Below are 11,774 nucleotides of genomic sequence, written 5' to 3'. Positions count from 1 at the left end.
TAGCGAGGACGGTCCATGTGGTTGCGAGTCGGTTGTACCCTGGAAATGAGTTTTCAGGTGGAAAGTCCCATGCTGCTCCTGCTCAGGCCGCGCAGTGATGCCCATCAATGGGTGGCGCAGGATCGTTATGCCGTCTTTCCCGGCATGCCGATCATCGAGTACACCGACATGTACGGTAACCTGTGGCAGCGCCTGACGGCACCGCCCGGTCACTTCAAGGTGGAAGTGCGTTCCGATGTGCAGGTGCCGGCCACCCTGGAGCAGGCGCCCGGCGCGCCCTTCGTCCTGATCCAGGACCTGCCGGATCAGGCCCTGATGTACCTGACGCCCAGTCGTTACTGCGACTCGGACCGGTTGGGCCGTCTGGCCGGCGAGATCGTGGCGGGCTGCATTCCCGGCTATGATCAGGTCGAGGCGATCACCCGCTGGACCCATGCGCACCTGGGCTACCTCACTGACTCCGATCCGGCGCCGATTTCCGCACTGGAGGCCATTAATCGGCGTAACGGCGTCTGCCGGGATTTCAGCCATGTCGGCATCGCCCTGTGTCGGAGCCTGAGCATCCCCGCCCGTTATGTGGTGGGCTACCTGCATCGGCTGGAGCCCATGGATCTGCATGCCTGGTTCGAGGCCTTTGTGGGGGGACAGTGGTATTCCTTTGACCCTACCCGGGCAAAGCCGGATCCCGGCCGGGTTCGCCTGGGCTATGGGCGGGATGCGGCGGACGTCCCCGTGTTCAATCAGTTCGGTCCGCTGGTGCTGCCGTCGCGGATGGATGTGTTCGTGGAACAGATCACGGTGCCGGTCGGCGAAACCCCTTCCTGAGTCCCGCGCCCATTCGGGCCGGGCGTGCCCTATGTGGGTCCCCCGGCGATGGCGCTCAGTGCCCGCAGGCGCCGCCGCTGCATCTTCAGCCGGTACTCCAGTTCCTTGAACGAGGTTCGCAGCTCGGTGCTGACCCAGCGGTCGCGCATGGCCGCCGTGCCCGCCTGGACCCGACGCAACTGAAGCTGTTGCCACTGTTGCACCGTGTCTTTGAACTGTTGGTATTCCCGATCCAGCACCTCCCGCCAGGTGGGCGCAACGCCTTCCTTGTTCAGCCGTTCCTGAAGCTTGCGGAATTGCAGGTCAAGACGGGCGCGCTGGATCTTGAACTGCGGGATGCTTCGCCGGCCATGGGCCAGGCCCGTCCAGGCACACAGGTTGATGATCCATTTGGAGGGGTCGTAGTGCCACCAGCGCACGCCGTTGCGGTAGTCGTTCTGGAAGGCGTGGTGGTAGTTGTGATAGCCCTCGCCCCAGGTCAGCAGGGCGACCAGGGCGTTATCCACCGCGGTGTTATCCTCGCTGTAAGGCTGCCGGCCCCATTTGTGGGCCAGGGAGTTGATGAAAAACGTGAAGTGATGGCTGATCACCAGGCGCAGCACCCCGGCAAGCAGCACCATGCCCACCAGGTCGCCGGTGAGAAAACCCAGGGCGAGGGGAATCCCCAGATTCGTGGTCCAGGCCAGTGGCCAGTAATATTTGTGCTGCCACATGACGATGGGATCATTTTCAAGATCGCGGGCCTGGCTGTAGTCCGCCTGGGTGGCGGGCCACTCGCGCATCATCCAGCCCATGTGGGCATGCCAGAAACCGACTTTGATGGAGTGGGGGTCCCGCTGCATGTCATCCACGAAGCGATGGTGGATGCGGTGGCGGGCAACCCAGTTGTAGATGCTGTTTTGCAGCGTCATGCCGCCGAAGATGGCCAGCACGAGACGCAGGGGCCAGCGTCCCTTGAAGGTCCGGTGCGCCCACAGCCGATGGTAGCCGACGGTAATGCTCAGACCGCCCAGGGCGAAGAGCACGAAAAAGGCCGCCCAGGCCGCAACGCTGTAGCCTTGGGTCAGTCCCCACCAGGGGACGAGGGTGACGGCGGCAAGGTTGGTGAGGAGAAAGAAGGTCGCCGTGGACCAGGCGATGGGGGGCTTGTGTCCGGACATGGTGGGTCCCTCGGAAAGATTTGGTCATACAACCCGGCCTTGCCCGGGGGGCGGCTCAAGCGCGGCTCAGGGGCGGCTCAGGGGCGGGCCATGAACCTTTGACCTTGTCCCTGCTGAAAGATGCCGTCTCCATCACCCGTTTTGGCCGGTCACTCGGACGCCGGGTGTGAGTTTTCCGGCTGTCCGTCCATCCGCTCCATGAGATAGCACAGGCAGTCCTGGCGGATCACCCGTTCATCCAGGGTGAGCATGGAGGGCATCATGGGGCGCCTGAGCACCAGGCGTTCGTGTTCCACGACGAAATAGTGGGGCGAGACCTCCGCTCCCTGCTCGTCATGGGCCGTGACCGGCAGCGAGCGGCCCCCATTGACCGTGCCCAGTACCGTACCTGCGGGCAGTTCCCGGAAGTTCATGTGATCCAGGTCCGGGGCAAACAGCAGGTCCGTCTCCGGGTCCTTGAAACTGATCCGTACCTCGGGGGGGATCTTTACCTGGGCGACGGTATGGAACAGGTCCAGATCGTGGGCGGGGACCGGGGTATCCGGCAGTTCCGCCAGGTTCAGACAGGCGCGGATATAGTCCGCCGCATGATCCACACCATGCCGGTCGGCGGGTTTGCCGCATTCCAGGGTCACCGCCGGACACAGCTCGGCAAAGGCCATGGACTGCACCCCCCGGGGGCGGATGAAATACACCACCGTACGGCTGAACAGGGTGGCCAGACGCAGGTAGCGATGGTCGAGCCGGTTGATGCAGGCATAGTGGGGGTTCAGGCCGGTGTTGTTGTGGATGTCCACGCTGGCAAAGACGCCCCGTGACCTCATGGTTTCCAGCACTTCGGCGGCAAGCCGGGATTCGGGGCCGTCCGGTGCCTCCGTGCCCGGCCAGATGCGGTTGAAGTCCGCCTGTCCTTCCAGACGGCGTACACCGTCCCGGGCGGCCGCCACATTACCTACGAACAGGCTCAGGCCCCTGGGCAGTTCGCTCGTCGGCAGTGTACCGAGCATCTGCTGGATGGCGTGCAGGCCGACCGGTTCGTTGCCGTGCAGCAGGATGGAGACGAACAGGGCGGGCGAACGGCGTCCCGGCAGATGAAACAGGGTCGGTTCCGGGACGATGCGATGCAGGGCCTCGGCCGGGGTATCCAGAAAGCCTGCGGGCAATCCTTCCTGCTGTCTCAGCATGATTCTGAGTCCTCTGCGGCGACGAGTTGAAGATCCCATTGATGCACAGGCGCATCGGTGGCCTGGTGTCGGCGGCAGGCCCGGGTCAGCGCGATCATGTCCCGCCCGTGCCGGGCAACGAAGTCCCGCTGCCACCGGGCGCCGTTGCGGCCCGTCCGCACCCGCTCGGCCAGGATCTCCAGGTAGTGATGGCTGTCCGCCCGGGCCAGTCCCAGGCGCTGCAGGCCATGACGGGCCCGGGGCAGCAGCTCGTCCAGAATCAGGTCCCGTGTGCCGATGCGCTGCCCGTCGCGCCACTGCAGGACGGCACCCAGGCCCAGGCGGGCCGCCTGGTAGAAGTTGTCCTTGGCGGCGGCGAAGGGAATCAGGGTTTCGGGTCCGCCGGGCTCGGTGATCAGGTCCTCCACCAGCCCGTAGAAGAAGGCGGTGTTGGCCACGCTGTCGGTGAGGGTCGGGCCGGCCGGCAGGACCCGGTGTTCGATCCGGAGGTGGGGCCGGCCCTCATCGTCAAACCCGATCAATGGACGGTTCCAGCGCCAGATGGTGCCGTTGTGCAGGCGTAGGTGGGCGAACTGCTCCGGCGGGGTGTCACTGCACATGGGCAGCAGGACCGGGAAGTGCGCCTGGTTTTCGTCGAAGCATTCCAGGATGGATTCCCGGGCATAGCCGGAGCCGAAGCTGACCCGGCGCAGGGGGCCCCGGGCCGCGTCCTCGTAGCCGCCGATCTCCACGGCCTGCTCAAAGACGGGAATCCGGGTCTCGTCCCACAGGTCCTTGCCGAACAGGAAGGGGGCATTGGCGCCGGCGGCCACCATGGGAGCCGAAGCGATGATGGCTGCATTATAGACTTGGTGGGCCGTATCCGGTGGCGTCTGCAGATGGATCTGGAACGAGGTGGTGGCGGCTTCCAGCATGACATCCCGGTGCAGGTGCAGAAGATGCTCCCGGCCGGCGATGTCCAGCCGCACCGGCCGTCCCTGCCGGGAGCGGAAGACCTCCCGATTCAGGGCCCGGTAGCGTTTCATGGATGACATGTTGCCCAAGCGCAGATGTTCCGGGCGCAGGGTGGGCAGGATGCCGGTCATCAGGACGCGCGCGCCGACGGCGGCCGCGGCCTGACGGGCTTGCTGCCAGGTGGCCGACATCTCCCGGTGGATCCGGGTGAGGGCGCGACCGATCAGGGGGTGGGGGCGGGTGTTGACTTCAATGTTGAAGGCGGCCAGCTCGGGGGTGGCCATGGGGTCGTCGAATTGCTGCAGGAAGGCCTCATTGAGCGGCGCGGGTCCTTCATGCCGGTCCAGCAGCCAGGCTTCGATCTCGAATCCTGCCAGTGGATCGCCGTGATCGAAACGACCTTGTTGGAACAGGTCGTGGGCCAGCCGGGTTTCAGCCTCCAAATAGGCCCGGAAGCGGGCGAAATCGCCGGCCTTGAAGTGCGTGTGGTCGATCTCCTGGCCCACGGTCATCCCCCGGATGTGCGTGAGCCCTGATCGTCGTCGATCAGGGCTCACAGGTCAAACGGGAGGAAAGTGGCGTCAGAAACCGTCGGTGGAGGTGAACAGGCCGACCCGCAGGTCCTTGGCGGTGTAGATCAGGCGATCATCCACCAGCACCTGACCGTCGGCGATACCCAGCACCAGCTTGCGGGTGATGACGCGCTTGACGTCCACCTGATAGGTGACTTTTTGGGCGCTGGGCAGGACCTGACCGGTGAACTTCACTTCACCCACGCCCAGGGCGCGGCCGCGACCGGGATTGCCGATCCAGGCCAGGTAGAAGCCCACCAGCTGCCACATGGCATCCAGGCCCAGACAGCCGGGCATGACCGGGTCACCCGGGAAATGACAGTCGAAGAACCAGAGATCGGGAGTGATATCCAGTTCGGCACGCATCTCACCCTTGCCGAAGGCGCCGCCTTCGTCGCTGATATGGTTGACGCGGTCCATCATCAGCATGTTCGGGACCGGTAGTTGGGCGTTGCCGGGGCCGAACATCTCTCCGTGGCCGCACTGCAGAAGTTCTTCGCGCTCGTAACTGTTCTTTCGCATGGGTCGGGTGTCTGGCGATAAGGAGCCGCCTATTGGACCGGATTACGCCCTCGGGCACAAGGGGAAATCCGGTTTCAGGCGTCCCAGCGAAGCCGTGCCAGTTCCGAGCGTGTGAAGAACCGACCCTGGCGCATGAAGCCGGCGACAATCCCGTCCTTGAGCGCGGTGATGCGACCCTGCTCATCCCGTTCGATCACCCAGTGATCCGGTAGTCCATCCAGCAGGTGGATGACCGCCAGCGAACCATCATCGTTGATGGACAGGTGCGTCTCGTGCGTTTGTATGTCCATGAACGCGGGGAGAAAGCCCAGCACGGCAGCCCCGGCCGTCATATCCGGCATCTCCCGGTAGGGGCTGAGCTGGGCGCCTATTTTCAGTTCCAGTTGGCTTCGGTCCATGGGTCAGTCTCTATTGGATTGCATGATCCGATTGTCTTTCGGCATATTCGTGCGGTAGTGCAGCCGCTGGGCCCCATTTCAAGCCCGGATCAGACCTTTTCTTGTCATGGAATTTGAGCCCATCAGTCCAGGTACTGTAGAACGGGGTAGCCTGGAACAGGATGGCCTCAATAGATTTGTCGGCCGTCCGCCGGAAAACTTTAAGCCGCCCGCCGACCACGTGTACCGAAAACCGGGAGTTGATGAATGAGCAGTGAAGATCTCTGGGGCCTGTGGGCGGATAACCTGGGTGTGTCCATCCTGATCTGGATGATTATCGGGATCCTGCTCCTTTACTTGAGCCGCCCCTGGCTGCGCCCTGCGCTGAGACAGGCCTTTCGCCTGTTGGAATGGCAGTTTCGTGCCGCCGCCCATGGGCTGAGGTTTGCGGGCCGCAAGGTGCGTCATCGTCATCAGTCGTATCTGCGCGGTGTGGCGCTGCAACGCCTGCACCTGAGGGTGGACCGGGAGTGCCGGGGTATCCATCACCGTTTGAACCGGGATCTGGGCGGATATGCCATCCTGCAGCGGCGTATTGCCGAGCAGATCGAAAGGCTGGAGGAGGATTACCGGCAGACCCGGGATCAGGTTCCCGAAGAGCCCGTCTGGATACGGACCGCCCAGGCCCTGGGCGAGGCCCCCGCGAAAACCGACCCTCGTGTGAACACCGTGCTGCAGGAGATCCACGATACCCTGGCCCGCGCGGGTCGGGATACCCTGGATGAATATCGCCACGGCAACCGGGAGCGCCTGAAGATATTGCGCGGCCTGTTACCGGAGTGGCGAGCCCTGGGTGACCGGCTGTCCGACCTGGAAAAAGGCGTGGTTGCGGTGCGGGACCAGGCGCGACACCTGGACGTGACGCTGTCCCAGTATCAGCGTCTCAAGGACCGGAGCATGCCCCCGCCCGCCCTCACCCTGGCATCGGTGGGTCAATTGGCGGTGAGCCTCTTGTTGCTTGGACTGCTCCTGCTGACGGGGTTTATGAATTTCAACCTGCTGCTCATGCCCGTCACGGAGATATTGGGCTGGTATCCCCCGGAGGGCGACGGGTTCGGCCTGTCGGCGCTGGCAACCCTGTTGTTCCTGCTGATGCCGGTGGTGGTCGGCGCCATGATTCTGGAGTCCAGGGGGGTGACCTCCCTGCTACCCATGGTGGCCAGTTGGGACGCAGCGGGGAGAAGACGTCTGATGTGGGGCGGGATCCTGCTGCTGGGGCTGCTGGTCTGGCTGTCCGGATCGCTGGCTGCATCCCGCGAGCTGTTCATCGTGCATGAGGACGCGCTGGGTCGGCTTCTGGAGGGAGAACCGGACCTGGTGCCGGTGTCGCTGGAATGGCTTTCACTGCTGACACTGCTATCCCTGGGCGGGCTGATGACCCTGCTGCTGGCGCTGACCGCACTGCCGCTGCAGCTGTTCATGCAGGCCATGGGGGTGCTGGTGGGCTGGTGGGCTGTGGTGGTGCTGCAGTTACTGGCATTCCTGAGCTTTCATCTCGCCCGCATGATGCGGCTGCTGTCCCGGTTCCTGCCTCGGCTTTACGATCTGATCCTGTTCCTGCCCCTGCGGCTGGAGCATCGCGTGCGGCGATGGCAGCGGTCCAGGGCATCCACGAAAGCGTGATGTCCCGGACCCCCGCACGGAACGAGAGCGGGTCAGCACTGCTCCCAGGGCAGCCCATGGAAACGCCAGCCGCCCAGGCTGGAGCGGTGGTGCCGGTCATCCAGTTCCCCTTCAAAGCCTTCGCCGATGTGGTACACGTTGGGGATACCTTCCCTGGTCAGTAGCCGCCCTGCGTCCAGGGAGCGCTTGCCGCTGCGGCAGATGAGGATGATCGGCGCGCAGGTTTCGCGGGTTGACTCGGTGCCGACACTGCCCAGCAGCAACTTGCGCACCTCGGGCACGAACCTTGGGTTCAGGGTCCAGTCCGGTTCATCCATCCAGGGGATGTGCACGGCCCCGACCGGGTGCCCGACAAACAGGAACTCCATGCTGGAGCGTATGTCGATCAGCAGGGCTCTGGGGTTTTTCTTGAGCAGCTCATGGGCTTCCTGTGGACTCAGGTGTGCCGGGTCTTTCTCTGACATGGGATTTGCTTCCGGTGGTTGGCTGTGACGTAATCCCGGGACAGGCGCTCAGTCTGCAGGCCTGCAAGGCTGATAGAGTAGGGGAGTGGCCTTCTTCCGTCACCCTGTGCGGGGGGCGGATCGGCCGTGTTTTTGTGATCTTCGGCACAAGTAGCAGCCCTGCCGTCCCCGGTTTTGCCGGGGGTCCGCTTAGAATAGGCGCGCCTGATCCATGACCGACAAGCAAAGGACATCTTTCGTGAAACGCCCCCTGGTACCCCTGCCGTCCCTGATCCTGGTCATCCTGCTGCTGGCCACCGCCTGGCCCGGTCTGGTCCAGGCCCAGGGCACGGCCTATATCTCCGACGAGCTCAGTGCCCATATCCGCACCGGCAAGACGCTGCAGCATCGAATTTTGCAGTTTCTCACCAGTGGCACCGAGGTGACCGTACTGCAGGTGGATGACGACGGCTATACCCTGGTCCGTACGGCCAACGGGACCGAGGGCTGGATCGAGAGCCGTTTCCTCATGAATCGCCCCCATGCCAGGGAACGTTTGGTCCAGGCCGAGCGTCGCATACAACAGCTGGACGAAAATCGTGGGGAACAGGGAGACCGGATTCGTAGTCTGACGGCTGAGCGGGATAGCGAAACCCAGCGGGCCGATGGTCTGGCCGGACGGGTGGCCGAGTTGGAGCGGGAACTGGAAACCCTGCGCGAGGTGGCGGCCGAACCTCTGGAGACCGCCCGCCGCAACGAGGCCCTGGCGCAAGCGCTGTCTCAGGAACAGTCCAGGGTTGGCGCGCTCCAGGATCAGAACCGGGCCTTGCAGGAGAATGTGCGCCGGGACTGGTTCCTGGTGGGGGCCGGTGTGTCCGTCGGTAGCCTGCTGTTGGGGATCATCCTGACCCGCATTCGCTGGCGGCGCCGGCAGAGTGGCTGGATCGACTGAGCCCGGATGTGCCTCCCCCGGCTTGCCACAATGGGGGGCAGGCTGGGGTTTGCAAATAAAAAGCAAATTTGGTTAGCATAAAACGTGCCTGAGAGCGGATGCACGGACGCGTGTGCCGCAAGACTTTCGCCTGCCCGATTTTGGGGGCGGTGTTCTATCCATCCACGTTCAACTTGGAGGAGGGAGGCATCCGCGGTCGATCCTTGACGCGGGGCAGGGGATATCGGGGCCGAAGACGGCGCCGGGCCTTGCTGAATCGCCCATCAAACAACCCATGTTGCTTGCCGTCCTGTCCGGATTTCTGATTGCCGCGGTTGCGCCCTGGGTGCATCGGGGCCTGGGTCGCCACAGTGGCTGGGCGCTGGCCGCTCTGCCGGCGGTGCTATTCATCTACTTTGCCTCTTTCCTGCCCGCCCTGGGCGAGACCGACGGCGGGCGGATCATTCTGGAATACGACTGGATTCCCAGTCTCGGCATCCAGCTCACCTTCCTCGTCGACGGCCTCAGCCTGCTCTTTGCCCTGCTGATCTCGGGGATCGGTTTCTTCGTGGTGGCCTACGCGGGCCGCTATCTGGAGGGCCATCGGGACCTGGGGCGCTTCTACGTCCTGATCCTTGCCTTCATGGCCTCCATGCTGGGACTGGTGCTGTCCAGTAACCTGATCTCCCTGTTCGTGTTCTGGGAGCTCACCAGCATCACGTCCTATCTGCTCATCGGCTACAACCATGAGGACGCCAAGGCCCGCAAGTCGGCTCTGCAGGGCCTGTTCGTCACCGTGGCCGGCGGGCTGGCCCTGCTCACCGGCCTGATCATGATGGCCTTGGTGGGGGGCAGCTATGAACTGCACGAGCTGCTCACCTCCGGCGACATCTTCCGCGAGCACGACTGGTACCTGGCCATCCTGCTGCTGGTGCTGCTGGGGTGCTTCACCAAGTCGGCCCAGTATCCCTTCCATTTCTGGCTGCCCAACGCCATGGCGGCGCCGACCCCCGTCTCCGCCTACCTGCACTCTGCCACCATGGTCAAGGCCGGGGTGTATCTGATGGCCCGTCTGAACCCGTCCCTGGGGAGCACCGAGGACTGGATGCTGTTGCTGGGCCTGTTCGGGGCCGTGACCATGTTCGTCGGGGTGTTCCTGTCGGTGCGTTCCACCGGCGTCAAGCAGGTGCTGGCCTATTCCACGGTCATGGCCCTGGGCACCCTCACCATGCTCATCGGTGTGGGTACCGAGACCGCCATGCTGGCGGCGATGGCCTTCCTGCTGGCCCACTCCCTCTACAAGGGTGCGCTGTTCTTGGTGGCGGGTATCCTGGACCATGAGGCGGGCTGCAAGGATTTCCTGCAGACCGGGGGGTTGCGCCGTGCGCTGCCGGTGACCACGGTCTTTGCCGGTCTGGCGGCCCTGTCCCTGGCGGGGGTATTGCCCATGTTTGGTTTCGTGGCCAAGGAGTTGCTGTTCGAGGCGGTGCTGGAGGCACCGGCTCTGGCGGGACTGCTCAGTGTCTTTGCTGTGGTCTCCGCCGTCATGGTGGTGGCGGTGGCGGCCATCGTCGGCATCCGGCCCTGGTATGGTCCCCGGGTCGACACGCCCAAGACACCGGCCCACGAGGCGCCGCCGGCCCTGCTGGCGGGTCCCGTGATTCTGGCCTCCCTGGGGCTGCTGTTCGGACTGGGCGCCGGGCTGGTGGACCAGGGCCTGATCGCCTGGGCGGCGGCGGCGGTGTATGGTGCGCCGGTATCGCCCTACCTGTCGCTTTGGCACGGTTTCAACCTGCCCTTGTTGCTGAGCGGGGTGAGTCTGGCGCTGGGCCTGCTGCTCTATCTCAACTGGGAACGGTTCCGCCGGTTCACCGGGTTCATGGCGGTGGTCGATCGCTACGGCCCCGAGGCCGCCTACGAGAAGGCCATGGCCGGCATGGTGTGGCTGTCCGAGTGGCAGACCCGGGTGCTGCAAAACGGCTATCTGCGCTACTACCTGCTCACCATCCTGATCTCTACCGTAGGCCTGGTCATGGTGACCCTGTTCACCCGTACCCATGTGCACATTGATCTGGACCTGTCCGGCATCCTGGTGCACGAGGCCTTCATCGTCGCGGTGCTGCTGATGGCGGCCCTGGTGTCGGTGACCACCCGCTCCCGCCTGGGCGCGGTGGTCTCCCTGGGCGCGGTGGGTTTCTGCGTGGCCCTGATCTATGTGCTGTTCAGCGCCGCGGACGTGGGCATCACCCAGGTGCTGGTGGAGACGCTGACCGTCATCATGCTGGTGCTGGTCCTGTTCCGCCTGCCGGGTTTCCTGGGTCTGACACCCATGGTGTTGAGGATCCGGGATGCCGTCATTGCCCTGGCCGTAGGGGCCATGATGGCCGTGCTCAAGTTGGCCGCCAGCACCACCCGGTATGCGGACAGCATTTCCGAGTATTTCATTCAGGAAAGCCAGCCCTCCGGCTATGGCCGCAATATCGTCAACGTCATTCTGGTGGATTTCCGGGCGCTGGATACCCTGGGTGAGATCGTGGTGCTGGCCCTGGCCGCGGTAGGTGTCTACGCCATGATCAAGTTCCGCGCGGAGGACCGGAAATGAACTCACAATTCGCCCTGCAGTCGCTGATCCTGCGCACGGCGGCCCATTTTCTGCTGCCGCTGCTGCTGATCTTCTCCGTGTTCCTGCTGCTGCGCGGCCATAACGAGCCGGGGGGCGGCTTCATTGCCGGGTTGGTGGCGGCCTCCGCCGTTGCCCTGTACATGTTCGCTCTGGATATCCGCAGCGCCAAGCGGGTGTTGCGCTTCGAACCCAGGGATCTGTTGGGCTGGGGTCTGCTGTTCGGGGTGATCTCCGGGGTGCCGGCCGTCTTCGTGGGGCAGCCTTTTTTTACCTCCCAGTGGCTTGAACTGACCCTGCCGGTGCTGGGTGAACTCAAGGTGGGGACCCCGTTGCTGTTCGATGTCGGGGTATATCTGGTGGTGATCGGCGCGGTACTGCTGATCCTGCTGTCCCTGGCCGAGGCGGAAGACTGATCGCTGTCCCGGTGCTCCATACCATTCACGCATTCAAAGCGGTAATCACATGTTCTCGAAACGCCGGACCCACAAGACGAGTCTGGA

Annotated in this window: 11 protein-coding genes; 5 read left to right on the top strand and 6 right to left on the bottom strand. The window is 64.1% G+C overall.

Translation table 11 applies throughout. The annotated features are described in order from the left end of the window. Positions 1-15 precede the first annotated feature (15 nt). A complete protein-coding gene (locus LQ956_RS00890) occupies positions 16-825 on the top strand; it encodes a transglutaminase domain-containing protein (protein ID WP_238622542.1) in 810 nt (269 codons plus the stop codon). Positions 826-854: 29 nt separating this feature from the next. On the opposite strand, the gene LQ956_RS00885 is transcribed toward LQ956_RS00890, so the two are convergent. The 5 genes from LQ956_RS00885 to LQ956_RS00865 form a co-directional block, all read right to left on the bottom strand. Continuing rightward, positions 855-1,985: an acyl-CoA desaturase gene (locus LQ956_RS00885; RefSeq protein WP_238629167.1), complete on the bottom strand. Its 1,131-nt coding sequence runs from the start codon at positions 1,983-1,985 to the stop codon at positions 855-857. Between the two features lie 149 nt (positions 1,986-2,134). Beyond that, positions 2,135-3,169: a M14 family metallopeptidase gene (locus LQ956_RS00880; RefSeq protein WP_238629166.1), complete on the bottom strand. Its 1,035-nt coding sequence runs from the start codon at positions 3,167-3,169 to the stop codon at positions 2,135-2,137. Next, the gene (locus tag LQ956_RS00875; protein ID WP_238622560.1) at positions 3,163-4,629 is read right to left on the bottom strand and encodes a glutamate-cysteine ligase family protein; all 1,467 of its coding nucleotides are present in this window, start codon (positions 4,627-4,629) and stop codon (positions 3,163-3,165) included. The genes LQ956_RS00880 and LQ956_RS00875 overlap by 7 nt, the downstream gene beginning before the upstream one ends. 75 nt (positions 4,630-4,704) lie before the next feature. Continuing rightward, complete coding sequence (fabA, locus tag LQ956_RS00870) at positions 4,705-5,217, bottom strand: 3-hydroxyacyl-[acyl-carrier-protein] dehydratase FabA (protein ID WP_238622545.1); 513 nt, start codon at positions 5,215-5,217, stop codon at positions 4,705-4,707. A gap of 74 nt (positions 5,218-5,291) precedes the next feature. Further along, positions 5,292-5,615, bottom strand: coding sequence for a hypothetical protein (locus tag LQ956_RS00865; RefSeq protein ID WP_238622546.1), 324 nt, complete (start codon positions 5,613-5,615; stop codon positions 5,292-5,294). 246 nt (positions 5,616-5,861) lie between these two features. On the opposite strand from LQ956_RS00865, the gene LQ956_RS00860 reads away from it, so the two are divergent. Beyond that, on the top strand, positions 5,862-7,277 hold the full coding sequence (locus tag LQ956_RS00860) for a hypothetical protein (protein WP_238629165.1): 1,416 nt from the start codon (positions 5,862-5,864) through the stop codon (positions 7,275-7,277). 32 nt (positions 7,278-7,309) lie between these two features. Here the strand turns inward: LQ956_RS00860 and LQ956_RS00855 are convergent, their stop codons facing one another. Then, positions 7,310-7,741, bottom strand: a complete 432-nt coding sequence (locus LQ956_RS00855) for a rhodanese-like domain-containing protein (protein ID WP_238622548.1) — start codon at positions 7,739-7,741, stop codon at positions 7,310-7,312. Between the two features lie 238 nt (positions 7,742-7,979). Here LQ956_RS00855 and LQ956_RS00850 point away from each other — a divergent pair, with 238 nt between their 5' ends. From LQ956_RS00850 to LQ956_RS00840, 3 genes are all read left to right on the top strand, one after another. Further along, entirely contained in the window at positions 7,980-8,672 is a 693-nt protein-coding gene (locus tag LQ956_RS00850; RefSeq protein ID WP_238622549.1) for a TIGR04211 family SH3 domain-containing protein, read from the top strand. Positions 8,673-8,946: 274 nt separating this feature from the next. Continuing rightward, positions 8,947-11,253 (top strand): putative monovalent cation/H+ antiporter subunit A, encoded by a 2,307-nt coding sequence (locus LQ956_RS00845; RefSeq protein WP_238629164.1) that lies wholly within the window; start codon positions 8,947-8,949, stop codon positions 11,251-11,253. Continuing rightward, a complete protein-coding gene (locus tag LQ956_RS00840; RefSeq protein ID WP_238622551.1) occupies positions 11,250-11,687 on the top strand; it encodes a Na+/H+ antiporter subunit B in 438 nt (145 codons plus the stop codon). Before LQ956_RS00845 ends, LQ956_RS00840 begins: the two co-directional genes overlap by 4 nt. Positions 11,688-11,774 lie beyond the last annotated feature (87 nt).

Origin of the sequence: Ectothiorhodospira lacustris (assembly GCF_022227845.1) — a bacterium.
In the GTDB taxonomy this organism is placed as follows: domain Bacteria; phylum Pseudomonadota; class Gammaproteobacteria; order Ectothiorhodospirales; family Ectothiorhodospiraceae; genus Ectothiorhodospira; species Ectothiorhodospira lacustris.
Note: the sequence above shows the minus strand (reverse complement) of the source record. Positions and strands in the feature narration are given on the sequence as shown.

Coding starts and splice junctions, on each gene's coding strand:
- LQ956_RS00890 (WP_238622542.1), top strand. CDS start 16: ATGTGGTTGCGAGTCGGTTGTACCCTGGAAATGAGTTTTCAGGTGGAA.
- LQ956_RS00885 (WP_238629167.1), bottom strand. CDS start 1,985: ATGTCCGGACACAAGCCCCCCATCGCCTGGTCCACGGCGACCTTCTTT.
- LQ956_RS00880 (WP_238629166.1), bottom strand. CDS start 3,169: ATGCTGAGACAGCAGGAAGGATTGCCCGCAGGCTTTCTGGATACCCCG.
- fabA (WP_238622545.1), bottom strand. CDS start 5,217: ATGCGAAAGAACAGTTACGAGCGCGAAGAACTTCTGCAGTGCGGCCAC.
- LQ956_RS00865 (WP_238622546.1), bottom strand. CDS start 5,615: ATGGACCGAAGCCAACTGGAACTGAAAATAGGCGCCCAGCTCAGCCCC.
- LQ956_RS00860 (WP_238629165.1), top strand. CDS start 5,862: ATGAGCAGTGAAGATCTCTGGGGCCTGTGGGCGGATAACCTGGGTGTG.
- LQ956_RS00855 (WP_238622548.1), bottom strand. CDS start 7,741: ATGTCAGAGAAAGACCCGGCACACCTGAGTCCACAGGAAGCCCATGAG.
- LQ956_RS00845 (WP_238629164.1), top strand. CDS start 8,947: ATGTTGCTTGCCGTCCTGTCCGGATTTCTGATTGCCGCGGTTGCGCCC.
- LQ956_RS00840 (WP_238622551.1), top strand. CDS start 11,250: ATGAACTCACAATTCGCCCTGCAGTCGCTGATCCTGCGCACGGCGGCC.